The sequence below is a fragment of the Chenggangzhangella methanolivorans genome (assembly GCF_019797865.1).
Lineage (GTDB): Bacteria > Pseudomonadota > Alphaproteobacteria > Rhizobiales > Methylopilaceae > Methylopila > Methylopila methanolivorans.
The window spans coordinates 3217275-3239255 of sequence record NZ_CP081869.1 but is presented as its reverse complement, the minus strand read 5'-3'; the positions used below and the strand labels follow the sequence as shown (position 1 = coordinate 3239255).

The following is a 21981-nucleotide window of genomic DNA, read 5'->3' as shown; positions in this document are numbered from 1 at the left end:
GTCAGACATGCCGGAAACCGGCGAAACGCCGCGCCGCTCCTTCGCAAAGCCCCTGATGCTCGGGGCGCTCGGGCTTCTGGGCGTCGGCGCGCTCGCCCTATACGGGATCGGCGGCCGCGACAAGGCTGAGGCCGCCTGCCACGCGACCTCCGAGACGCTGGCCTCCATCAAGGCCGCGGCCAAGGGCGAGGTCGCGGGCGTCGCGACGCCGTCCTCGCCCCGCCCCCTCCCCGCGCTCTCCTTCAAGGACGCGAGCGGCGCGGACGTCGGCCTCGACAGGTTCCGCGGCAAGGTCGTGCTGCTGAACCTCTGGGCCACCTGGTGCGCGCCCTGCCGCAAGGAGATGCCGGCGCTCGACAGGCTCGAGGCCGAGGAAGGCGGCGACGGCTTCGAGGTCGTCCCCGTGTCGCTCGATTTCGGCGGCGACGAGAAGCCCAAGAAGTTCCTGACCGAGATCGGCGCAACCAAGCTGCCGTTCTTCCACGACCCCTCGGGCAAGGTGCTCTCGACGCTGAAGAGCGTCGGACGCGGCACGGGGCTGCCGACGACCCTGCTCATCGACCGCGCCGGCTGCGAGATCGGCTACCTGCCGGGCCCCGCCGAATGGGCGAGCGAGGACGCCAAGTCGCTGATCAAGGCGGCGCTGGGGAAGTGACGGTCTGAGGAACCTCAGTCCGTCATGGTCCGGTCGGAACGCTTGACCGGACTATCCATGCCCGCCGTAGAGCTCGTTGCTTTCGGTGAGGCTCCGGAAACGCCGGCGCCTTGTCCCGGACTTGATCCGGGACCCAGAACCGATAACGGCGCCCGGGTGAACGCCGAACCCGTGCCGTCTTTCCCGGAGCCCGCATCGGTTCTGGGTCCCGGGTCAGGCCCGGGACACGGCGGTGGTTCAAGCGCCTTCGAGGCCCCTCACACGATCTTGCAGAACTCGTCGAAGTCCGGCCGCGGCAGGCGGTCGAACATCTTCTGGCCGTCGCCATAGCCGAGATTGATCAGGAAGTTCGACTTCAGCTTTCCGTCCGGGAAGAACGCCGCGTCGACCTTGGCCTTGTCGAAGCCCGACATCGCGCCGGTGTCGAGGCCGAGCGCGCGCGCCGCGAGGATGAGGTAGCCGCCCATCAGCGTGCCGTTGCGGAACGCGGTCTCGGCGATCAGCGCGTCGTTTCCGGCGAACCAGCTCTTGGCGTCGGCGTGCGGGAAGAAGCGCGGCAGGTTCTCGTGCCACTCCGGGTCGTGCGCCACGATGACGGTGACGGGCGCCTTCAGGGTCTTCTCGCGGTTTGTGGCCGAGAGCGCCGGCTCGAGCTTGGCCTTGCCCTCTTTCGAGGTCACGAACACGAAGCGGCCCGGCAGGCCGTTGGCGCTCGTCGGGCCCATCTTCACGAGCTCGAAAAGCGCCCGCAGCGTCACCTCGGAGACCGGCTCGTCCTTGAACGAGTTGTGGGTGCGCGCGGTGCGGAACAGCGCGTCGAGGGCCGCGTCGTCGAGCGGAGGATGGTTCTGGACGGTCATTGGAAACTCCTACTCGGGCGAAGGCTCAGATCGTGTCCGCGACGCCGCCGTCGACGCGAAGCGCCGCGCCGGTCGTCGCCGATGCCTGCTTGGAGCAGACATACACCACCATGTTGGCGACCTCCTCCACTTCCGCCGCGCGCTGGATGATCGAGGATGGGCGATGCGCCTTCACGAAGTCCGCGCCGACCTCGGCGAGGCTCTTGCCCGTCTTCTCCGTCTCGTCCTTCAGCATCTCGGCGACGCCTTCCGAGAGCGTCGGGCCGGGCAGCACCGAGTTCACCGTCACGCCCGTGCCGGCGAGCGTCTTGGCGAGGCCGCGCGAGACCGCGAGCTGGGCGGTCTTGGTGAAGCCGTAATGCACCATCTCGACCGGCGTGTTGATCGCGCTTTCCGACGAGATGAACACCACGCGGCCCCAGCCGCGCTCCTTCATGCCCTGGGCGTAGGCGCGCGAGAGCCGCACGCCCGACATCACGTTGATCTCGAAGAAGCGCGTCCACTCCTCGTCCGGCACCTCGAAGAAGGGTTGCGGATTGAAGATGCCGACATTGTTGACGAGCACGTCGACGGCCGGCAGCGCCGCGACCATGGCCGAGACGCCGTCGGCCGTGCCGAGATCGGCCGCGATCCCCTCGACCTTGGCGTCCGGCACTTCCGCCTTGATCGCCGCGATCGCCTTGTCGACGGCGTCCTGCTTGCGCCCGTTCACCACCACGGTCGCGCCGGTGGTCGCCAATCCCTTGGCGATCGCGAGCCCGATGCCGAGCGTGGAGCCCGTGACGAGGGCGGTCTTGTCCGAGAGGTCGATCTTCATGGCGCGGAGACTCCGGCGGTCCAGCAGGGATTGTGAACCGCTAGATTGGCGCCCGCGCGCGAATGTGAAGCCGGCGGGCGCGCCTGACGATGCTTGCGCCGGCGCGCGCCGCTCAGGCCGCGGCTTCCTCGAGCGCGCGCACCTCGGCGTCGGAGAAGATCCGCGAGCGGATGTGGAAGCGCTCCTCGCGGCCGTTCTCGAGGCTGAACATGCCGCCCCGGCCCGGCACCACGTCGAGGGTGAGGTGGGTGTGCTTCCAGTATTCGAACTGCGAGGGGCTCATGTAGAACTTCGCCCCTCCGACCTCGCCGAGCTTCACGTCGTCGTCGGAGATCATGTAGTCGCCGACCGCGTAGCACATCGGCGAGGAGCCGTCGCAGCAGCCGCCGGACTGGTGGAACAGCACGTCGCCGTGCTGGTCCTGAAGCTCTTTGATCAGGTCGAGCGCCTTGGTCGTGGCTTCGACGCGGAGCGGAACGTTGCTGGTCATGACGAGGACTCCTCTCGTCCCGAAGATAGCGCGCAGGCGGAGCGCTGCGAAGGGTCCGAAGGGCCAAGGCGACGCGTCGTCTTTCTGGAGACGCCCCGGCATGCCGCTCCGACCGGGCGCGCTCATGACGTGACGGTCCGGAGCGCTGTCTGCGCGCATTTTCCCGCGACGACGGCTTGATGCGCCGGATCGACCCGTTTATAGAGCGCCTTCCCGCGAGCGGCTCCCATCGTCTAGCGGTCTAGGACGTCGCCCTCTCACGGCGAAAACAGGGGTTCGAGTCCCCTTGGGAGCGCCAGGGATTTCAGGCACTTAGCTAGTTTGAAGAGATCCGTGTCCAACGGATGTCCAATACGCGCGTATGGACATAGTTGCGCGCCAGAAACTATCGCATCAAAATTACGCAGCTTGGCCGGGGCGGCTAGCGCGGAAATTTAATCCGCATGATGGGCTGAAGAGGCGCGGCGAGGATCCAGAGTCCATGCTTAGAGCAGTTCCCTATTATCTCAGATTTAAGAGTAAAGACTTAATAACAATCACACCGCTTTCTGCCGCATTTAGTCTTTCCGTTGATATAGCAAGCGTAATAGGCGGAATCTGTCTATATTCAGCGATGTTTTTTTTGATTTTAGCTGTTTTTTCTACGATCTTGAGGTATCGGAGCGGGGGCTCTGGCTATGTAAAACTGCAATGCTTCAGCTGCTGCTGCGTCGCTCTACTTCTTTTTTTTGTTTTTGCAAAAGTTGACTGGCGATGAAGAAAACGGGATAGTTGCACGGCTCTTGCCGCAAGTAAAAGAAATCCAGGTGGAGTTGATTGGCGTTAAGCAGGGAGTTGCGGAACTGTTAGCTGTAAATAAATCTGTGCAGGCAGACGTTAACGAGATTTCGACAAATACTGGATTAATCGCTGAAATTTCTCGAGAAAATAAAAAAGAAATTCAACTTCAATCTCAGACCATAAAGCAAAGTATTTTAACCTCGAATATCATTCAGGAATCAAACAGATCGCATTGATGCTAGAATACGCGACTTCAATGCCGAAATGAGGAAGCATATTGCCAAGACTCCTCCGCGAGTTTCATCTCCATCTCTTTCTCTTTCGAAGCAAAGTTATGTTCCAAAAATAGCTGAGTTTATAAGGTATAATTATAGCACTAAGAACCGTAAAGCAATCGATATACTTGAAAAATATAATGGCAAGTTTGTTACGATTGGCTATTTAATCGAGGATATCAGTATATCCGATAAGCGTGCATGGAATATATTTGAATATTGTACAGACGGACCTGCTGAGGAGAAAGAAGCAGAGAAGCGTCAGAATGTGATTGAGGAAATTGTTTTAGAATGGGAAAGAGCTAACGGGAAAGAAATGACGTACGAGCAAAGGGTTGAAATCTCAGATAGGATTAATGGTGATAGCGAAGATCTAGTTTGGAAATATGAGTTTCCGATTCCTGTGCCCACTGACGAAAACGATGACACCCCCGGGTGCCAGTATCATGCAACGATGTATTTTAACGGTGGAAAAGTGCTCTCCGGAACGGGTGGCGGCACTGGCGTATGGCGGCTGCAGATCGACACAACATTTCAGGTGAAGAGATCCAACATTGGGACAGCGGTATTTTATAACTTAGTGGAAGCAAGTCCTTGAATGGGTTGCGCTTAGTGCAGGTAATGCCGACCCAACTTCCGCAGGGCCGGGCCGGCTGGCGGCTAGGTGAGCTTTTGCCCGAAAAGCCAGTTTTGCCAATAAGCTATTCAGCTTGTTGGGCTTTTAGATAGGCGGGGCTTCGGCTCCGCCTATCGTCCCCTCCACATTGTCGAGATTGGATGCTGCGGCTTTGGACAGCATGTGACGACTTACGTGTCCTGCTCATTCCGCTAGCGGGCGGCGAACGAGTGGTTATGCCGAGTCGTAAGGCCGCCCCTGCCCCGCGAATCGAGCGCAAACCTGCTTCCGATTTTTGGCCCGCGGGATTAGACAGCATCCGATCCGAGGCGGCTCAGCGCCTCAACGTCAAGGAACGCGGCGATGGCCACCGGCACTGTGAAATTCTTCAACACCCAGAAGGGTTATGGCTTCATCGTTCAGGACCAGGGCGGTCCGGACGTGTTTGTCCATATCTCGGCCGTCGAGCGCTCGGGCCTGCACACCCTCCTCGAGGGACAGAAGGTCAGCTACGACGTCGTCCAGGACCGCCGTTCGGGTAAGAGCACGGCTGACAACCTGAAGGCTGAGTGAGCCTCACGACCTTAAGTTAAGGCCCGGCCCCCGCGGGTGCAGGGTCGGGCCTCATTCATTTTCAAGTGACGGTCGCCCTCACCTCTGCGGCGGATCGATCTGCGGCTGCTCAGGTGGCGTTGGCTCCGGAGACGGGGGCGTCGGGTTCGGAACGATGTCCGGCCCCGGCTCCGGGACATTGTCAGGCGATGGGGTCGGAGAGATCGGCCCACCCGGAGGCGGCACTTCCGGGCCGCCGGGATTTCCTACGTCGGACATTGAGGTCACTCCTCTCGAGCATTCTGCTTCTTGTCCAACAGCTCTGGAGCGCGGTCGTTCCTGAAGGTGGCCGACCCCACTTTCGCAGGGTCGGGCCGGTTGTCGTGTCAGTGAATGCTCAGCACAGAGCGATCTGAGGACGTTCCGCAAATGCGGAGCGCATCGGCCATGACGACGATCGTCGCGCTGTTCAGGTTGCCGCCGTAATGATCGGCGCGCTTGAGCGCTTCCCAGGCGCGCACCTTTAGCGTCAGCTCGGACAGCGTTTCGATCCGGAAATCGATGACAGCGCGCGCCGCTCTTTGGGCGATGTACTCGGTTCGCGACACTTCGTGTTCAGCCGCCTCAAGCCCCGATCGCTTGAGCGCCTCCACCTTTTTCACCTCGTAAGCGATGGCTGCCGAAACCCGCGTGCTGAGATATTCGGCGCTCGAGGTATCGCCGCGGATCAACCGCTCATGAGTGCGAAGATGCTGAGTTCGAGCGGCGTCGATGACCCATCGCCTTCGCTCGACCCCATCGCTAGAGCGGTCGAAAAGCTCAAAGCGAAAGCCCGCGTAGTCGAACATGTCGGGTTGTCCGCCGATGTCGAGACGCCGGTCAACGGCGCCGTGCCAGCGAGCTAACGGCGGCGGATCGCCAATAAGTGCGATCATTCTGACCTTGGCCTGATCCCGCTCGTTAAGAGCAAGAATGTGGACCTTATCAGCCGCAAACGCGGTATCGGCCAGCGTCACCAATTCCACGGACGCACCGGCGGCTGCACCGGCGAAGGGGACGACTAGCAGCGGCGTCGCCGCGGTCGCCGTCAGGAAGCCGCGCCGGTTCATGACGCACCTCCATTAAGTCCGTGCAGCCGCTCGCTCAGTTGGCGAAGGAGATCGCTGACGGTTGCGGCAACGAAGGCGCGACCTTCCTTCACCTCGCTATGTGTTGGCGCGCCGACCAGATCGACGACTGCCGCGAGAGCTGAAAGCTCGTCGACCATATCAGAGAAGGTCACGACGTCGCCGGTGTATCCCTTGATCGGCGCGCTCATGGACGGATCCTCCGCGTGACGCGGAAGCGCCATTCCTGACTGTCGCCGCCGTCCTGATCGACGATCGCGCCTTCGGTGTCGCCGCCCTCTTCCTCGTCGTCTCCTGAGCACGCGACGAAGCCGGCGCCGGCGCGCTCGGGCGCGGTGGCCTCGCACTCGTCGGCTTTGGCGGACATAGGAACACCGTTCCAGTAGGTGCCCGAACCGACCGCGCCGTTGTAGGCGTTCACGCTCCCGAGCGTCGGCTCGTCGTCTGGATCGCCGTCGCCCTCCTCGAAGTCGAGTTCGTCGCCCTCGTCCTCAAGTTCGGTGTCGTCGTCCTCGAGATCGACGGTCGCGGCTTCGATCGTGTCGAGCCGTTCGATCAGGACATGGATGATGTGATTGAGGCGGGCTCGGGCGCCATCGGCGCGCTTGAGTTCGCGCTCGGCGATCAGGACCAGCCGGTCCATCCGATCCGCCTGGGCGGACAGGATTGCGCAAGCGAGCGCCGTCGCGGGCGCTCCCGGCGGGATATAGGAGATGGTTTGCATTGATCAGTCTCGCGGATTGAGACCCGTTCCGCTTTCCAGGGCTTCCCGGGCCTTGCGCCAGCGACAGGCTGGCACCGGGAGTCTGGAAACACGTCCGCGAGAACGTGCGCCACAGCCTTCACCCGAAGGCTATTGTATAGCCGTGGCACTCCCGGCATAGTGAGCCGGTCACGCCCACAGCTATGGGGCGCGGCAAGACTTCAGCGGTGCTCATGACCCGGCAAGGTCGCGGCGCCGCCTATCGCGGCTGAGACGCTATCCCCGGCAAGGGACCGTCTCGGGAGTTTCCAGGCTCCGCGATCCAAGTTGCCCTATTCGCGCATCGACGACAAGCACCGACCCCGGCAAGGGCCGGACGCTTGCGCGCGCGTGGCGCTCGGATAGGCTGCACCACCACAGCGCGAGGGCGTCCCGGTGCAGAATCGTCAGTATCGCTTTCAGGTCGGTGACGAAGTGCGCCTTGTCGTCGGCACGACCCTCTGGGGCGGACATCCCGAGCTTCACGACCTAACCGGCCGGGTCGCCGCGCATGTCGATGACGGAACGTCGATGAATAGGATCGACGTCGAGTTCGGCGGCGAGAGGGTTTTTCGCGGCATCTCCGAAGGGCAGTTCGAGCCAGCCTAACAGCGGACGGTTCCCGTGAATAAACCTCGCGACCCACTCCCTCCCTATCCGGGCAAGGGTGACGCCGGCGACGCCTTCCATGAGGGCCATAAGCTCACCCTTCAGGCCCTTGACCTCGTCGTTCCAATGACCGGCACGATCGCCAGCAAGGTCATTGAACACTTCATAGGCTCGCCGCTCCAAGCTCGCCGGGACGCGTGGTTCACCGACCTCGGAGGTCGGATTGCAGGTCTGCTTGAGAAGGGCGTGCTGACTGAGGCAGACCTCGCCGGAAACGAGGAGTTCGTGAGCGTTGTTGCCGACGCCACCGCGGCAGCAATGCGCACGCACCATGAAGCGAAGCGCGAAGCTCTGGCAAACGCGGCCATCAATACGGCGATTGGCGTCACGATGGACGAGGTCGTGCGAGCGTCCTTCATGGCCTACATCGAGAGATATTCGCCATTACACCTAGAAGTCCTTCGTATCCTAGCAAACCCCGGCGCTCACGAACGAATGTCCGCCGCAGCAAAGAAGGTTTATATCGGCTCGTCAGTGACCGTCCTCATTGAGGCTCTGAACGGGCCAACCGAGGACGTGGTGGCGCGCGTGCTCCGGGATCTCGACAGCGACGGACTCACGAATGGGAGCGCTATGGGCGCCATGGCGACCGGGGGCTCGATGCTCGACAAGCGCACGAGCTCAATCGGCGACGCGTTCCTGCGGTTTATTTCAACGCCCGCATGATCCGCAGGAGCGCCCGCCTCACTGTCACGCTTGGCCTTATGGCGACGCTTGCCTCATTGGGTGAGGGTCAAGTATCCGGCCGCGCAGTAGCTCAGGAGGCCCGCCAAGAGCAGCGCGAGGCCGATCGCGACCCGCTTGCGAGTGCGATAGGGCATCTGCCAAGCCCCTATCGCAATGACGAGCGGTGCGAGAGCGACGAGGCCGCCAACGGCCCAGACATTTGCGCGCAATGGACCGCCGCCAACGCCGCCCGACGATCGGCCGAATTGGCTTGGTGGGCGATCTTCTGGGTGGTGGTCTCGGTATTGGTGGGCGGCTTGTCGGTCGTCGGAACGCTCTGGGCGGCCTGGGCCGCCACTCGAGCGGCGAGCGCTGCCCAAGAGACCGCCAAGACCATGATCCGGCAAGAAGCTCCGCTGCTGTACCTCGCCAACGTGCGCTACAGCGGCCAGCAAGTCATTTTCGACATGTTCAATGCCGGCCGGACAGTCGCCCTTGTTTATCAGGCTTGCTTGGGGTCTCGGTTTTCTACCGATCCCCCCAGCGAATCCGATTTCAGGCGTTTCACGGCAGCTTCCATTCCCATCAAACCAGAAAAGATGGAAATGGCCGGAAATATTACGACCGAGTTTACGACCATGGAGATGCACGACCGCTTTCGGGCTGGTGAAGTCCACTTTTGGCACTACGGCGTGGTTCGGTATCGAACAGTCTTCGACGACAAGGTTGAAGTGCGGTTTTGTCGTGTAAGCCGTAAGAACGGCCCATGGTCCGATGAACCCGAGGCCTACAACTATACAAAGAAGATCACCTAGAATGATGCTCATCCAGCCTCCTGCGCACTTAAGTCTAGGATCTTCAGACCGACGAGGCGCGGAAGGTTGCGCCCCGTGAGGGGTCCGCTACCGTGGCGGGATGCGCCTCGTCCTCGCCGCCCTCGCCCTAGTCGTCGCCGTCCCGGCATTCGGACAATCGGCGCCAGGCTTCACCTTCAGCGGAACTGAGGTGCGGGGCCCCAGACCGGGCCAGGTCGTCTCGCTCCGGGGGCGGGTTTCGCTCGAGGATCTGACCAACCGGCTTGCGCCGCTGAAGGTGCAACTCGGGAATGAGTGCGACGGGTTTTGCGTCCGCGTCACGTCTGGCAACCGCGAGATGCTTCAGATTTTCCTCGACGAGCGCAAAGGCGCGATCTCGTCCATTCGCTCTTATGATCCCGAAGCGCGCGACGTCTTAGGCAATAAGGTCGGCGGCGCCTTCGTGAAGGCGGTGGGAGACGATCCGGTGTCATGCGACCGCGGCGAGTCGACCCTTTGCCAGTCGAAGAAAACCCGTTTTGCAGGTGATGCCGACGTACAGCGAGCGTTGCGATATCGTCCAAGTCGCTGGCGGCTCTAAGCCACGCTACCGCGCGCCCGCCTGCGTCAAAATCGAAGGCTTTGCAATCTACCGATAGGCTTAGGATGCCGATGCGACTGATGTCTGGCTGCCTCGCGCTCGTCGCCGGGCTCGCGGCAAGCTCTGCGAACGCCGCAGACGATCCGAAAGACTGTGCGGTCAAGGCGACCGACGCCGAGCGGCTGTCTTGCTATGACGCAATCTACAGGGTGACGCCGTCCGCGCCGGTAACGGCGGGCGCGTGGATTATCCAGCGCGAAGTATCAAAAATCGACGACACCGAGAACGTAATGGCTCTCGTCGAGTCCAGAGAGCCTCATATCGCAAAATTTGGCCGAGCGGAGAAGCTGAGCCTTATATTGATGTGCCGAGAGCACGAACTGATGGCATATTATTTTTGCAGATGTCTTTATGTCTAACCTTAATGAGGGCGGCAAGGTTACTTACAGAGTAGATAAACAAAGCGCAAACCCTCAATTTTCGTCAAAGCAACGATCATAAGGCGCTTGGCCTATGGTCAAAATCTGAAATGCTCCCCTTCGTTCGCCAACTGAAGGGCTCGCAAAACCTCTACGTCAGCGCCGTTCCCTTCAGCGACAACACGGTTTCGGGCGAGTTTGCGATGGCGGGCGTGGACAATGCGCTAAAGCAGGTTCTCGAGGCCTGCGGGGCGAAGTTCTAAGCCAAGGCGAGCGAGGGCGCGTCCGATAGATCTTCGTACCGATCGCCGACCGTATCCTGCCACTCCGCCACCCTCTCGGTCGTCACGCCGTATTCGCTGATGGTCGTGACCTCGCACGCGCCGCCGATCAGCGGCTGGCCCTGCAGAGCGCTTTCCAGCGCATGGCGCGCGCCGGCTCGCTGGCCCTCCATCACTTGCCGACAGAACCCGTGGACGCCGTGTTGAGCGATCGCGGCAATTACGGTCGCAGCATCGAAAACCACGGGCTTATCGTCCGCTACCATCTCGGGCGCGGTGAACAGCGCGACTTCGATCGGTTCGAAGGCCTTCGAGCCCGGGCACAGGCTGTCGTCCGCCGTCCGAACCGCGTAGGCGGCGAAGCGCCCTTCACGCTCCGAATAGCCCCCGAAGACGAGGCCGGCATGCGGCCCGCCCACGCGACCCTCCTGGCGGCTGAGAGCCTCGTGGATGGCGCGCATCAGGTCGGGCGCGCGATCCCTTGCCTCGTCGAGATCGACGTCTGAAAGAGCCTCATAGGTCATCTGGTAGACGGCGAGGCTTCCGCTTGCGGCAACCGCAAAGCGCTTCTCGGCATTGACGATCTGCTTCGACATGAAGCCGATCACCCGGCCGTCGCGAACGTCGTAGAACAGCGTGTCCGACCAGAGAACGACGCCGGCCGGATCGCAGAGGACGTTGGTCGCGGTCATCGAAAGTGGATCTGCCCGACGGTCAGCGAACCGGCGCCGGTGACGAGCGCCGAACCACCGATCAGCGCGACAATTGCTTGAGGCATCATCTCTCTCCGATTTCGATCGCTCGCGTCGCCAGACTTAGGCGGCGATCCATCTCCTTGGTTGCGGCAGCCGTAAACGCTGCCACCCCCTCCTGCCCGACGCCCGCCTCTCGAAGCTCGGCGACGCGAGTGTTGAAGTCACTTGCCATCGAGGCGTTTGCCTTGGACGGAAGCGCGCCGTCCGACTTCACCGCCTCGACGATGGCGCGCTGAGCCCAGACAGCGCCCCAGCGGCGGCCGATGTCACTGACGTTGAGACGTTCGATCACTCGAACCGCCAGCTGTTCTCGCGGTCATACCGCGCCTGATCCGCCATCTCCCGCCGGTTGCGCGCCATGGCGGCCTCAAGATCCGGCATCGTGTTCTTGTCCACGTTGCCCTGGATGATGATGTCGCCGCCGCGGTAGCTGGACGAGCGCGAGCCGCCGCCCGACGGGCCCGGGAGCGAAGGCCGTTTGATCATCGCAAGCGTCTCGCGACGCGAGGTGACGGAAGCAGGGCCGCGCACGAGCTCAAGGCCGCGTTCACCGGCGATGCCCCATTTTCCGGCCCCGATGGAGCCGCCCTCATCGAAGAGACCAGCAAACCCGCTGAAGAGGCTGAAGATGCCTCCGAGGATGCCCGCGCCGCCGCCCTGCCCTCCCACACCGGATAGCGCGTTTCCAAATTGGCCAAGGCCCTGCCCGAAGGTGCCGAGCCCCTGCGTCGCGGGGTTCAAGTTCGCGGTGAAATCCTGAACCTGCTGGGTGGACTGCTTGAGGGCTTGCGGAAGCTGCGAGGCACCCGGCGAGTTGTAGGCCTCACGCAGCCAGCCCGGCGCATTCGCGCCGCGCCCGCCCGCTCCCCAGACGCCGGGGGAGCCAAAGCCGACATGCATGCTGCCGCGCTGCATGTAACCCGGCCCCGCACCGAAGCCGGTGACGCCGTTCGCGCGCGCCTGGCTGACAATGTCCTGAAAGATCGGCTGATCCTGCGGATTGGCCCAATCGAGGCGGCGGCCGTCTTTCGAGAAAAAGACATCGGCCGCCATGCCGTGGTCGTGGCGGGTAGACCCCACTCGCGGAAGGCCCGAACCCTTGCCGGGCTGGCCGCCCGAAAAGACCTCCATCTGAATGCCCCTGTCCTTCAGGAAGCTGAAGGCCTCGGTCAACTTGGGGTCCAAAGGCTGCGGGTGGCGCCCTGGTTGGCGTATTTGAGCCAGCCGCCAGCGTCGGCTACAGCGTCACGCCTAGCGCCAAAGCCACCCATCTTCTGATTGAGCAAGCTAGGTCCGGCGTCGAAAGGCAGATTGCTGCCGACGCCCCCGAACGTCACGAACAACGCGTTGTTCGCCGACGAGCCGTCTCGCTTGAAACCTAGCCCGGCTGCCGGCCCGCCTCCCATCAACGTGGATACGGCCTTGCTCGAAAGGTCTCGCAGGGCTTGGTTCATCATGTCTTCGCCCAGCTTGCCAAGCTGGTTTCCGAGGGCTTGCGTCCACTTTACGCCATTGCGGAGGTCGGAGAAAAAGCCGGTCGTGAAATCGCCTGCGATCTGCTGCGCTTCGCGAAGCTGATCGTTGAACCGCATCTGGGCCGCTATCGCGTTGTTGATCGGCCCCTCCATCTCGCCGTTGGCGTTCAAGAGCCCGGCGCTATTCATGCGGCTGTAGATGCCTTGTTCGGCCTCAGACCGCCCTAGGTTCTGCCTTTCGAAGATGGCGTCGCGATAGAGGTCCGCCTGCTTGGCCTTCTCGGCGAGGGTGCCGACAAGCGCGGCCTCCTGCTGTAGGCCCTGCACTCGCTGCCGGGCCCACTCGGCGCCGTTCTCCGCAGCCTGACGCTCGATCTCGAACAGCTTCTCTCGGGCGTAGCGGGTCGCCTCGATCGCCTTCACGCCGGCGCCGGCCATCATGAGATTCAGGTCCTGCTGGCTCGCCCGGATCGACTGCTGCGAGCGAAGGTCGTCGTCCCGATCGCGCGCCGCCTGCCGCTGGCGCTCCAGCTGCATTGTCAGCGCCGCGATCTGCCTGCCTTCCTTGGACGCCGCATCGGCATTCACGCGCCGCAGGTTCGCCGACACCTCCTGCTGCACGGCTGAAAGGCCCGAAACCCTGATCTCTTCCTCGAGGTCCGAGATCAGTTCCTTGATGCGGTTCGACTGGCGTTCGGCGGCCTTGTCCACGCCGCCGTCGACCTTGTAGTCGGCGAGACTGATCCGCTTCGCCCCGCTCTTCCCGCCGGCATCGAAAACCCCGGAAGGTCCGCAACCGGCGTGGCGTCCATGATCGCCTGCGCGGTCCCGCCAAGCCCAGCGCCCGCCGCAGCCCGACGCATCGTGTCGAGCTTTGCCGTCGCGCGATCGATCTCCTGGCCCATAGCCGTCAGCGTGGTCGCGAAGTTGGGGTTGTCGCCCATAACCTTGTTGAGTTCGGCCTTGCGCGCCGTCAGCGAGGCGATCCCGCGCTCGAGCGCCTCGACCGACGCCTGAGCCTTCAGGCCCGCCATCTCGTTGCCGTCGCTAAGCCCGGCAAGCGAGCTCAGCGTCTCGCCGATGATCTTCAGGCCAGTCAGGCGGCCGATGGCGTCCGCAAGATAGTCGACCTTGGCCTTGACGCCATCGAGGAAGCGGCCGGCGGCGGCGAACTCCGTGCTGAACTTGCCGATCAGATTCTCGGTGGCCTTGATCGCGCTGGTAAGGTTTTCGAAGCCGGCCACGAGATCGTCGGAGAACCCGGACGCATTGTCGATCGCGCCGACGAGGTTCGTCAGGGCGGTCCGGACGTTCGTCAGCGAGCCACCGACGGTCGTCGTCGAACTCGCGAGCTTGGTCTCGAAGGCTTGCGCGCCAACCTGCGCGCCCTCAAAGAACGCCTTGTTGGAGACCTGGCCGGCGGCGACCAGCTGCTTGAGCTTGGAGATCGACCCACCGGCCTCGTCGATGCCGTCAGCGGCGGCCTGCATCAGCGGCCGGATGCCTTCGGCGACCGAGTTGAACTCCTCCGCCTGCACCCGCGACGAGCCGAGCATCTGCCCAAGCTGGAGCAGCGCGCCGGACGCGGCCTCGGGGCTCGTGCCCGCGATCCGCATCGCCTGCGCGACCACGTTGGTGAATTTCAGGATGTCCTGCGTCGACGCCCCGAGATCCTTGGCGGCCTGAGAGGTCGACGAGAACAGCCCGACCATCGCCTCGACGGGCGCGAAGTTGCGTTCGGCCTGAGCGGTCAGCGTCTTGTAGACGGCGGTCAGTTCGGCGCCGGCGAGGCCCGCAACCTTGAGGCTGTTCTGAAGCCCGCGGTACTTGTCCGAGAGGTTGACCACCTGCATCGCTGCGAGGCCGAAGCCACCCGCCGCGAGAGCCGTACCTGCGGACGTCATCGACGTGCGAAACGCGCCGCCGCGCGCTTACCGAAGGCCGCCGTCTCGCGGTCAGCCGCAGCGAGCGCGGCGCGGAGCGGCGCAAGGTTCGCGGTGATCTCGACCTGAAGCTGGGAAAGCGTGCGGCTGTTCATCAGGCGCGGCCTCCCAAGAGATGCGCGGCCACGGGCGTCCGGGCTTAGCGACGCTATGGCCCCACACCATTTCGAACAGCCGAGCCCGAGCCCGCGTCGGTGAGGCGCCGGAGGCGACGAGGCGGTCGACCGCGTCCTGCGGGACATTCAGCGGGGCGACGCGCCGGGCGTCAGCGACCATGGTCTCGAGGTCGGCACGGGTGGCGGGGGCTTCGCAGTCCATCAAGCCGCCCTCCGCTCGAGCTCGGCGCGGGCGACGGCTTCCGCGTCGCGCGCGGAAGTCCGCTGGCGCTCTTCCTCGGCCTCCGCGAGCGCCCGTAAATCGACGCCGAGATCGGTGACCCTCGACCCTGTCGAACAAGTTCTCGGCTGGCGTCGCCTCACGCTTGCGCTCCCACTGGTTTCGGGCCGTCTGCGTCGCGATGCTCGGCGCATCTTCCGCCAGCCCTTTGGCGACTGCCGCGACCGCTACGGGCTCCGGCAGATAGCAGTCCAGAGGCGTCACGCGGCGCGCCTGGCCGTGGTGGTCGACGTAGGAGAAGCACGCGCTCGGATGGACGGGGATCGCGGGCGGCTCGCTAGCATGAATACGCGGTCCACTGGCGCGCCATTCGGCCAGAGCGCCGGCATGGCCATCGCGGACTTCAGTAGCGATATCGCGGAGACGCTCGGCAGCTGCAGCGCCGGCATCCGCGGCCGAACGACCTTCGACGGTGCGCTCGCGGGTGTAATGCGCGGGATAGAGATCGGCGCGAACCCCAATGTCCGGCAGCGCCGCGACCAGCGCCTCGAGCAGCACGCCATCGGCGAACTGCACAGGGCTCAGGCTCTCGCGGTTCGCCATAACCTGAGGCGCGGCCTTCGCGGACACCGCCAGCTGCATGCGGGCATGGGCCTTGGCGACCGCCTCGACCGCGGCTGCCATGTCCTTCGCCGCGGCCACGATCGCCTTGGCGCTGTCCTCCAGCCCCTTGGCGACCGCTTCGCGCTCGGCCTGGGCGGCTTCGGCGTCACGGCGGGCGACGGCGTCGGTAAGACGGCGCTCGACCTCAGCGAGGGCGTCGGCGACGGCCGCGAGGTCATCCTCTGCCTGGCGAGCCCGGTTCGCGGCGTGTCCGGCCTCGACGCCCGAGATCAGCGCCTCGCGCCGTTCGTCGAGCGCGGCAGCCTTCGCGGCCTCTAGCGAGGGCAACTTGGCCTCGAGGTCGGCCTTGGTCTTCTCCAGACCGCGGATGACGTCCTCGGCGGACTGCTTGCCGGTCAGGCGATCGATAAGCTTGCGGGCCATGCGGTTCCTCAGAGCACGCGCGAGCGACCGCCACGGGTCGCGACGCGCATTAGGTTGGGGAGTGGGCGGAAGGGGACGCCGTCGAGCATCAGGCGCGCCATGGTCGCGCCGCGGAGATAGTCGGCGGCCGTCAGGCCGCGAGCCTCGGCGGCGCGACGAACGGCGTCAGCCAGTTCGGTCGGAACTGCTGCGGTAAGTCTGGCGGGAAAGGAGATGATCTCGGCCATGCCCGCAGAAATCGCGCGAGCGCGGGGGTCAGGTCGACTGGCCAAAACTGGACATTGGGGTGGTCAAAAGTGGACACTTCGTCCCGAGACAGACGTCAGATCATCTTGGGAAAAACTGAATGCTCATGGTCCCGCCGTTAATATTGCAGAAGGCCGGATTGCCAAACTTTCTGAAGTCCGCCCTGACCAGGACTTGATAGGTCTGCTTTCCTGGCTTGACTTCGAAGGTTTTGGATAATGGTGCCGGAACTAAGAATGTCCGTGAGATCTGCGCGAAGCCAACTTCACGCGGCACATAATTGATAGCGGTGTCACCGACAGTTAGTGCGCCGGGCGCGTTGTATACAATGGACTGAGAGCCCTGAGTAATAGCGAGATCGACAAATGTAGACGTCTCACCCACACGCAGATTGTACTGAGTTGGCCCCACGTCTGGCACACTCATAACGTCGCAAAAGACCGACCCATTCCAGTTAACTACAGCCGTCCCTTTGGACGGAAAATTTACTGAGTAGACCGTAGCTAGCTTTGGCCCCCGATCGTCCGGCTTTAAACTTAGGCAGAAATACAAGTTTTCCTTCCGTGCCACAAGGCTTGCTTACCTTAGCGAACGGCGCGGCTTTGCTTGCGGCGCTTGACTGAACGTCGCTATCTTCAGCATAAGCGGCTCCGCTCATCAAAGTAAGCGAGCCCACGACGGCGGCGGCAAGCGCAGACTTCATGAGAACCACCCTCGAGAGCGTCTGCATCGACGCGAGGTGGTGACTTTAGGAGGGCTTCGTCAAACCGCAACTGAAAGCTTTGACGGCCCATCATAGGGCCGATCTGGAGGCTCGCTCTATCGTGGCAGACACCCAACCACCTTCGTCGCCGCGAGCTCGTTCAACGCCTGCCAGACGCCGGTTTCGAGAACCGCTCGCGTCTCCGCGATCGACTGAGCTTCGACCGCCTGCGGGGCTAGAGCGGCCGGCAGCGCCAAGAGTTTTGCGCGGACGCGACCGAACGCAGTCGCCACCGCGGTCCGGACATCTTCGCGCTCGAGCAGGCTTTCGCGCATCGTCGCGTTCTTCATCGCCTGAGCGTCGGCTTGCTCGCTAGCCAATCGAGCGCGAGCCTGGCTGAGGTCTGGCGCGTCCTCGCCGCGGCTGGCAGCGACCTCAAGGAGGTGCGCGAGGTACTGCTCGCGGATCGCGGCGAGATCGTATGAGCCGCGAGCCTGACGGGTGAGGATCCCCTGCTCGAGCAGTTCGTGGAAGCGGCGTGGCTTCAGGAAGAGGTGCTCGGCGCACTGTGCGGCTGTCGCCATCATCGGCCTCCAAGGTGCGGACATGTCCGCAGTGCATGAATGCAAAGCAGTTCGAATATCAGCGATCATCGGCTTGCGAATTTGCTGCGGACCCCTTTAGGAGGGCTGTGCCTAGAAAGGTGCCGGGCTCGCGAATTACCCTTGGTGGTTTTGGGGTCCAGGGGCCCCGTCAGAGTCTGCGACGAAGGCTGGCTGTCCATCCAACGTCCAGACGCCTACGTCCTTGGCTTCGGCTTTGCGCAACGAGATCGCCAGATTGCGGGCGGCATCGGATGTCGGAGCCGATATCTCGAACGTCGCAGAGCCGTCGGAAAACCTGATGATGTACGCCATGGCACCTCGCCGTCGTGCGAGATACTCGTGGGGACGGATTGCGGATGCACACCTGACTGTACGGCGGAATGACAGACGGCGGTGGGCGCTGAACGACTTGTAAAGCAACCATCGTCTATATGGTGAACCTTCGGCCTCCCTTGCGCGTCGCAGTTGCATGGAAAGTGATCTTGGATACGCAGAGCGCAAGGTTGCTGAAGCTGAGGATGCCCTCAGTAATGCGATCGCCATGTCATTCTCGGTGAAAAAATTTGGCTTGGAGACGGACTTCGGCGTTGCTGCGCGACAAGCGGATCTTCGGCAGTGGCGCGAGTTCCGGACACTGGTGTTGATTCGAAACGGCATGCTCAACACGGCGGGACTATCGGACTGATCAGCCCCTCCCTGATCGCCGCCTGCTCCGCAGCCTCAAGCGCCTCAATCATGGACCGCAGGAGATCTGGCCGGATTGAGACGCCGACGCTGGTAGCGGCGAAGCCTTTCTCGAAGACCGGGTCGTCGTAGACCCTCACGTCGACACAGCGCCGGCCGCGAAAGGTGGTGAGGCGGACGACCAGACTTGAGAGGTCGTTCTTCCGCAGATGGGCGACGATGCGATCTCTCATGGCGCCACCGTCCGCAGCTTGGCGCGCTCGATGTACCAGACGCCTCCAACCTTGAAGCCGAGCTTCTTGGCCCACCGTCGAGCGGTCTTCTCGCTCCAGCCGGTTTCGGCCTGCGCCTGCTTCAGGCGAAGCGCGTCGGTCGGAGCGACGTGAGGCCGCTCGCCATGCAGCACGGCACGGAGCGCTTCGGCAGCCTGCTCGGCGGCGTCGAGCGCAGCCTGACAGGCCGCGATCTCGGCGGCGGTCATGGGCGACCTCCTGCCGTGCCGTACCTCTGTAAGGAAAGCCGCCGTGCCGCAGTAGCCGCGCCGCACTTATAAGAGGTGCGGCACGGCACCTTTTCTGCCGTGGTGCCGTACCTCATTGCCGTACTCCGGCAGAGCTACGGCAACCGTCATCGCCGGAGCCAACGCGGACGTATTTTTTGACCTCGCGGTGGTCGTCTTTCTCCTCGTAAATTTCGAGCGCGCCGCTCGCGTACCAGACGGCTAGCAGTCGACGGATGCGAGCCCGATGGCCCTTGTTCATCGCGTCGAGCTCGAGCACGTCGGCCACGACGCCACCGACCCATTCGGCTGAGTTGTAGCTTTCACGGAACTTGCCGCGCCCCACCCGCCGCTGGATCTCCTCCAGCTGCGCCACGTTGTCGACGTGGCTCATGAGGCTCGGCGGCTCCCAGGTCTCGACGACGCCGACCCAATCGCTGAGATCCGGCGCCATGTTCTGGAAGGCGTTGCCGCCGGCCGGCTTGCCGTTCTCGAGGCAGACCGACGCCAGCCGATACCAATGCGTCTTGTCGGTCGGAGGCGCGAGGTTGTGCTTGCCGGCGCTGTCGGCGCCGCCGATCCGAAAGAACCGATTGGGCTCTTCGACGCCAAGTTCGTCGGCCTGCGCCTTCGTCATCTTGTTCATGGCGCGCCCAATGCGGCAGGCGTCCATGAGCGAGCTCGCGCCGCGGCTCTTTTCCGTCGTGACGGTCTCGCCGCCCGGCTTGCTGGAGTGGTGCGCAAGGCCGATCGCGGCGTTGGTGCGTTCGGCGATCGCGCCCCATTGCCGGGCGACAAGGTTGATGGCGACGTTGTCGTTCTCGCCGACGCCGTGGGTCGAGACGAACGGGTCGACGAGCATCGCGCCGATCTCGTTCTCGACCATCTGGGCGACGATCGCCTCGACGACGGGCGTCGCGACCTTGGCGCGCCCGTCAGCCATGTCCGCAATGCTGATCGGCACGTCGCGGCCCGACGTCAGGAAAAGTCGCCCGTCGACCTCCACTGGAGCGATGCCGTAGTGCTTCATGGCCGCGAGGACGCGGCGCTCGGTTTCTTCCTGAGGATCCTCGCCGCCATAGTACCAAACCTTGACCGTCTCGCGCGGCGCGGTCCCGAGCAAAGGCCTACCGGTGACGAGCACAAGCGCCTCTGCAAGCATCAAGCCGGACTTCCCCGACGCGCCCGGGGCGATGAGGCCCGACAGGTAGCGCCGGCAGTAGTCGTGCCCGAGCAGCCATTCGCGACGGGGGAACTGCGAAGGGTCGCGCCAGGTGAAGGGCGTGGCTTTGATTGCGTTCGGGGCCGGGGCTGTCGGTGCGACATTTGGCTGAGCGGCGGCGGGGTCAAATTTTGGAGTCGCCTTGGCGATCCCCAGAAGGTCGCTCGGCGGGTCGAGGGTGTCTCCGATCGAGTCGACGACCGCTCTAGGCTTATGGCCCGCATCGAGCCAATCTGAGACGTCGCCTTTCGGCGGCAGACCAGGCAGGCGCACGATGCTGACGCTCGCGGCGACCGGATGCAGGTGACGCGCGACGTCGAGGGCGTGCGCCTCGCCGGCCTCGTCATTGTCCGCGAGGATCCAGACAGTGCGTCCTTCGAACCACTGGTCGAGGTCCGACGTCCATTTCCCGGCGCCCTCGGATGCGCTCGTCGCCACGAAGCCGAGCGAGGCGAGCCGATCGACGTCCTTCTCGCCTTCGCAGACAAAAACGCCTTCCTGCGACGCGGCGAGGAGCTCCGGAAGCCGATATGGGATCTTCGGACCGGCCGGCTTTCCCTTCGCCCCACGCGAAGCCGTCCCAGTGGTGCTGAGGAAAGTCCTTCGACTTCGTCCGGCGGACGCGCAGGTACGGCGAGCCGTCCGGCTGACGGTAGACGTACTCGTGAGTCCACCACTGGTCTCGGTTCGCGGGAGCAGCGGGCTGGAAGGCCGGAAGACCCAATTTTTCGCGAACAGTCCCGACAGGCGATGGGATCGTCTGTCGAGAACGAGTGCACCACGAAACCGTCGGTCGCCATGGGCGAGAGCTTGACCGCAAGCGAGCGGTCGTTCGCGGAGTGAAGGGGGCCAGGCGCAAGCACCTGACCACCGGAAACGTCGCCGCCGAGCGCCTTGGCGACTGATGCGAGATCAAGGGAGTGCACGTTCACGCCGCGCCTCCATGATCCTCGACGCACCACAGCCGAACCTGGCCGCACTGCCGGTGAGCGGCATTCCGCCGCCTCGCGATGTCCTGTGCGAACACTTCGCGGTAGGCGATGCGGAAGCCCTCGGCGAACTCCGTGGCCTCGTCGGGGTCTGGGAAGCTCTCGATCAGGTGCTCGCCGTTGTGGTCGAGCGCCATGACACGCCAGAAGCAGAGCTCGCCGCCGCGCGTCCAATGCTCACGAACTTCGACGCGGGGAATGAATCTGGGCCGGCGACGTGGGGAAGAAGAGGATCTTCGCGCTCATCGGCCGCCTCCCATGTCGGGATTGGCCGCCATCCAGCGATCGGCGAAAGCTTCCGCCTCGAACGCGTTGTTGAAGGTGCCGAGCACGTCGAACCCGTCGGGCCCGTCGTGACGCACATACTCGACGTCAAAGACGATGAGGTCGGGTCGACCGTCGGGGTGATGACCGCAGACGTCCACCCGCGGCAGCGGGAGGACCTGACATCGGAGCGCTGGAGCGCGGACGGAAGGGAAGGATGCTCGCGCTCATCGCCGCGCCTCCCGCGGACCGATGCCCGCAAGCTGAGCGACCAGCGACGCGACCTCGGCGGAGAGGCCGAAGCGCTGTCTGAGATTGACGACAGCGACAGGGAGAGTATTTTCGGAAGCGTCGATCGTGCCCACGAAGACAGCTTCCGAGACCCGCCGGCGTGCCACCGCCGCGCGGGTTTCGCATTTGGAGGCCATGGATCAAGCGGCCTCCTGGCGGGAGGTGATGGCCTCGGCTTCACGCTCAGCGACCCACTCGCGGTCAGCCGTCTCCGAGATCCGCGTGACGGCGCCCACCTTCATCAGGCGCGGGCCTTTGCCGGCTTTCTGGAGATTGTAGAAGGTCGAACGGCAGAGACCGTGCCGCTTGCACCAGTCTTCGATCGTAAGGCTTTGCATCTGCTAACACCCTATTGAGGGCGGGTGCTTGGCTAGCGAGATGCTTCCGCGCTGCATCTCTGAACACCCGCGTTCATTGCGGTGTTCGGATGCTCGCGCTGATCTAAGCCACGAAAATCGCCATTAAATTAGCCATTGGCGTTTGTTTTAATGGGTTTACCTAAACCATTGCCACGCCACACGTTTCGTATCGCGTTCTCCATAGAGGTCGGCTTCAGTTGTGCCGCTTGGGGGTGTCGT

General features: G+C 63.5%; 33 protein-coding genes and 1 tRNA gene. 11 read left to right on the top strand and 23 right to left on the bottom strand.

Annotated elements, in window-relative coordinates; all coding sequences use genetic code 11:
• Positions 1-7 precede the first annotated feature (7 nt).
• Positions 8-655 (top strand): thiol:disulfide interchange protein TlpA, encoded by a 648-nt coding sequence (tlpA, locus tag K6K41_RS17020; RefSeq protein WP_261401498.1) that lies wholly within the window; start codon positions 8-10, stop codon positions 653-655.
• A gap of 257 nt (positions 656-912) precedes the next feature.
• Here the strand turns inward: tlpA and K6K41_RS17015 are convergent, their stop codons facing one another.
• From K6K41_RS17015 to K6K41_RS17005, 3 genes are all read right to left on the bottom strand, one after another.
• Positions 913-1515: a malonic semialdehyde reductase gene (locus K6K41_RS17015; RefSeq protein ID WP_261401497.1), complete on the bottom strand. Its 603-nt coding sequence runs from the start codon at positions 1513-1515 to the stop codon at positions 913-915.
• 25 nt (positions 1516-1540) lie between these two features.
• Positions 1541-2332: an SDR family NAD(P)-dependent oxidoreductase gene (locus tag K6K41_RS17010; RefSeq protein WP_261401496.1), complete on the bottom strand. Its 792-nt coding sequence runs from the start codon at positions 2330-2332 to the stop codon at positions 1541-1543.
• Between the two features lie 112 nt (positions 2333-2444).
• Entirely contained in the window at positions 2445-2822 is a 378-nt protein-coding gene (locus K6K41_RS17005) for a DUF779 domain-containing protein (RefSeq protein ID WP_261401495.1), read from the bottom strand.
• Positions 2823-3044: 222 nt separating this feature from the next.
• Between K6K41_RS17005 and K6K41_RS17000 the strand changes: the two genes are divergently transcribed.
• The 4 genes from K6K41_RS17000 to K6K41_RS16985 all read left to right on the top strand — a co-directional run bounded on the left by K6K41_RS17000 (position 3045) and on the right by K6K41_RS16985 (position 5066).
• Positions 3045-3120, top strand: a tRNA-Glu gene (locus K6K41_RS17000).
• Positions 3121-3550: 430 nt separating this feature from the next.
• Complete coding sequence (locus tag K6K41_RS16995; protein WP_261401494.1) at positions 3551-3838, top strand: hypothetical protein; 288 nt, start codon at positions 3551-3553, stop codon at positions 3836-3838.
• Positions 3839-3866: 28 nt separating this feature from the next.
• On the top strand, positions 3867-4475 hold the full coding sequence (locus K6K41_RS16990) for a hypothetical protein (protein ID WP_261401493.1): 609 nt from the start codon (positions 3867-3869) through the stop codon (positions 4473-4475).
• Between the two features lie 381 nt (positions 4476-4856).
• Entirely contained in the window at positions 4857-5066 is a 210-nt protein-coding gene (locus K6K41_RS16985) for a cold-shock protein (protein ID WP_261401492.1), read from the top strand.
• A 365-nt stretch (positions 5067-5431) separates the two neighbouring features.
• On the opposite strand, the gene K6K41_RS16980 is transcribed toward K6K41_RS16985, so the two are convergent.
• The 4 genes from K6K41_RS16980 to K6K41_RS16965 form a co-directional block, all read right to left on the bottom strand.
• A complete protein-coding gene (locus K6K41_RS16980) occupies positions 5432-6154 on the bottom strand; it encodes a hypothetical protein (RefSeq protein ID WP_261401491.1) in 723 nt (240 codons plus the stop codon).
• Complete coding sequence (locus K6K41_RS16975; RefSeq protein ID WP_261401490.1) at positions 6151-6363, bottom strand: hypothetical protein; 213 nt, start codon at positions 6361-6363, stop codon at positions 6151-6153. Before K6K41_RS16975 ends, K6K41_RS16980 begins: the two co-directional genes overlap by 4 nt.
• Positions 6360-6896: a hypothetical protein gene (locus K6K41_RS16970; protein ID WP_261401489.1), complete on the bottom strand. Its 537-nt coding sequence runs from the start codon at positions 6894-6896 to the stop codon at positions 6360-6362. The genes K6K41_RS16975 and K6K41_RS16970 overlap by 4 nt, the downstream gene beginning before the upstream one ends.
• A gap of 507 nt (positions 6897-7403) precedes the next feature.
• A complete protein-coding gene (locus tag K6K41_RS16965) occupies positions 7404-7613 on the bottom strand; it encodes a hypothetical protein (protein ID WP_261401488.1) in 210 nt (69 codons plus the stop codon).
• A gap of 36 nt (positions 7614-7649) precedes the next feature.
• Between K6K41_RS16965 and K6K41_RS16960 the strand changes: the two genes are divergently transcribed.
• The 5 genes from K6K41_RS16960 to K6K41_RS16940 all read left to right on the top strand — a co-directional run bounded on the left by K6K41_RS16960 (position 7650) and on the right by K6K41_RS16940 (position 10326).
• Positions 7650-8249, top strand: a complete 600-nt coding sequence (locus K6K41_RS16960) for a hypothetical protein (protein ID WP_261401487.1) — start codon at positions 7650-7652, stop codon at positions 8247-8249.
• Complete coding sequence (locus K6K41_RS16955) at positions 8246-9064, top strand: hypothetical protein (RefSeq protein ID WP_261401486.1); 819 nt, start codon at positions 8246-8248, stop codon at positions 9062-9064. The genes K6K41_RS16960 and K6K41_RS16955 overlap by 4 nt, the downstream gene beginning before the upstream one ends.
• 100 nt (positions 9065-9164) lie before the next feature.
• Positions 9165-9644: a hypothetical protein gene (locus K6K41_RS16950; RefSeq protein ID WP_261401485.1), complete on the top strand. Its 480-nt coding sequence runs from the start codon at positions 9165-9167 to the stop codon at positions 9642-9644.
• Between the two features lie 65 nt (positions 9645-9709).
• Positions 9710-10063, top strand: coding sequence for a type VI secretion protein (locus K6K41_RS16945; RefSeq protein WP_261401484.1), 354 nt, complete (start codon positions 9710-9712; stop codon positions 10061-10063).
• Positions 10064-10173: 110 nt separating this feature from the next.
• Positions 10174-10326 carry a hypothetical protein gene (locus K6K41_RS16940; protein WP_261401483.1) on the top strand — a complete coding sequence of 51 codons (153 nt, stop codon included), beginning with the start codon at positions 10174-10176 and terminating at the stop codon, positions 10324-10326.
• Here K6K41_RS16940 and K6K41_RS16935 read toward each other — a convergent pair.
• The 9 genes from K6K41_RS16935 to K6K41_RS16895 all read right to left on the bottom strand — a co-directional run bounded on the left by K6K41_RS16935 (position 10323) and on the right by K6K41_RS16895 (position 17436).
• Positions 10323-10940, bottom strand: a complete 618-nt coding sequence (locus K6K41_RS16935) for a hypothetical protein (RefSeq protein WP_261401482.1) — start codon at positions 10938-10940, stop codon at positions 10323-10325. The two genes, K6K41_RS16940 and K6K41_RS16935, sit on opposite strands and share 4 nt — an antisense overlap.
• Positions 10941-11121: 181 nt before the next feature.
• The gene (locus K6K41_RS16930) at positions 11122-11391 is read right to left on the bottom strand and encodes a hypothetical protein (RefSeq protein ID WP_261401481.1); all 270 of its coding nucleotides are present in this window, start codon (positions 11389-11391) and stop codon (positions 11122-11124) included.
• Entirely contained in the window at positions 11388-12272 is an 885-nt protein-coding gene (locus tag K6K41_RS16925) for a hypothetical protein (RefSeq protein ID WP_261401480.1), read from the bottom strand. The genes K6K41_RS16930 and K6K41_RS16925 overlap by 4 nt, the downstream gene beginning before the upstream one ends.
• Positions 12269-13285: a hypothetical protein gene (locus tag K6K41_RS16920; RefSeq protein WP_261401479.1), complete on the bottom strand. Its 1017-nt coding sequence runs from the start codon at positions 13283-13285 to the stop codon at positions 12269-12271. Before K6K41_RS16920 ends, K6K41_RS16925 begins: the two co-directional genes overlap by 4 nt.
• Complete coding sequence (locus K6K41_RS16915; RefSeq protein ID WP_261401478.1) at positions 13240-14478, bottom strand: tape measure protein; 1239 nt, start codon at positions 14476-14478, stop codon at positions 13240-13242. The genes K6K41_RS16920 and K6K41_RS16915 overlap by 46 nt, the downstream gene beginning before the upstream one ends.
• Positions 14479-14529: 51 nt before the next feature.
• On the bottom strand, positions 14530-15900 hold the full coding sequence (locus K6K41_RS16910; RefSeq protein WP_261401477.1) for a hypothetical protein: 1371 nt from the start codon (positions 15898-15900) through the stop codon (positions 14530-14532).
• Positions 15901-15908: 8 nt separating this feature from the next.
• Positions 15909-16127, bottom strand: a complete 219-nt coding sequence (locus tag K6K41_RS16905) for a hypothetical protein (protein WP_261401476.1) — start codon at positions 16125-16127, stop codon at positions 15909-15911.
• Positions 16128-16227: 100 nt separating this feature from the next.
• Entirely contained in the window at positions 16228-16566 is a 339-nt protein-coding gene (locus tag K6K41_RS16900) for a hypothetical protein (RefSeq protein WP_261401475.1), read from the bottom strand.
• A 399-nt stretch (positions 16567-16965) separates the two neighbouring features.
• Entirely contained in the window at positions 16966-17436 is a 471-nt protein-coding gene (locus K6K41_RS16895; RefSeq protein WP_261401474.1) for a hypothetical protein, read from the bottom strand.
• A gap of 487 nt (positions 17437-17923) precedes the next feature.
• Between K6K41_RS16895 and K6K41_RS16890 the strand changes: the two genes are divergently transcribed.
• Positions 17924-18139: a hypothetical protein gene (locus K6K41_RS16890; RefSeq protein WP_261401473.1), complete on the top strand. Its 216-nt coding sequence runs from the start codon at positions 17924-17926 to the stop codon at positions 18137-18139.
• Here K6K41_RS16890 and K6K41_RS16885 read toward each other — a convergent pair.
• The 7 genes from K6K41_RS16885 to K6K41_RS16855 all read right to left on the bottom strand — a co-directional run bounded on the left by K6K41_RS16885 (position 18114) and on the right by K6K41_RS16855 (position 21741).
• Complete coding sequence (locus tag K6K41_RS16885) at positions 18114-18371, bottom strand: hypothetical protein (protein WP_261401472.1); 258 nt, start codon at positions 18369-18371, stop codon at positions 18114-18116. The two genes, K6K41_RS16890 and K6K41_RS16885, sit on opposite strands and share 26 nt — an antisense overlap.
• Entirely contained in the window at positions 18368-18619 is a 252-nt protein-coding gene (locus K6K41_RS16880) for a hypothetical protein (RefSeq protein WP_261401471.1), read from the bottom strand. The genes K6K41_RS16885 and K6K41_RS16880 overlap by 4 nt, the downstream gene beginning before the upstream one ends.
• A 112-nt stretch (positions 18620-18731) precedes the next feature.
• Complete coding sequence (locus tag K6K41_RS16875; RefSeq protein WP_261401470.1) at positions 18732-20297, bottom strand: AAA family ATPase; 1566 nt, start codon at positions 20295-20297, stop codon at positions 18732-18734.
• A 490-nt stretch (positions 20298-20787) separates the two neighbouring features.
• Positions 20788-20985: a hypothetical protein gene (locus K6K41_RS16870; protein ID WP_261401469.1), complete on the bottom strand. Its 198-nt coding sequence runs from the start codon at positions 20983-20985 to the stop codon at positions 20788-20790.
• Positions 20986-21090: 105 nt separating this feature from the next.
• Positions 21091-21273 carry a hypothetical protein gene (locus K6K41_RS16865; protein ID WP_261401468.1) on the bottom strand — a complete coding sequence of 61 codons (183 nt, stop codon included), beginning with the start codon at positions 21271-21273 and terminating at the stop codon, positions 21091-21093.
• A 66-nt stretch (positions 21274-21339) separates the two neighbouring features.
• Positions 21340-21477, bottom strand: a complete 138-nt coding sequence (locus tag K6K41_RS16860; RefSeq protein WP_261401467.1) for a hypothetical protein — start codon at positions 21475-21477, stop codon at positions 21340-21342.
• Between the two features lie 66 nt (positions 21478-21543).
• Positions 21544-21741 carry a helix-turn-helix transcriptional regulator gene (locus K6K41_RS16855; protein WP_261401466.1) on the bottom strand — a complete coding sequence of 66 codons (198 nt, stop codon included), beginning with the start codon at positions 21739-21741 and terminating at the stop codon, positions 21544-21546.
• Positions 21742-21981: the final 240 nt, after the last annotated feature.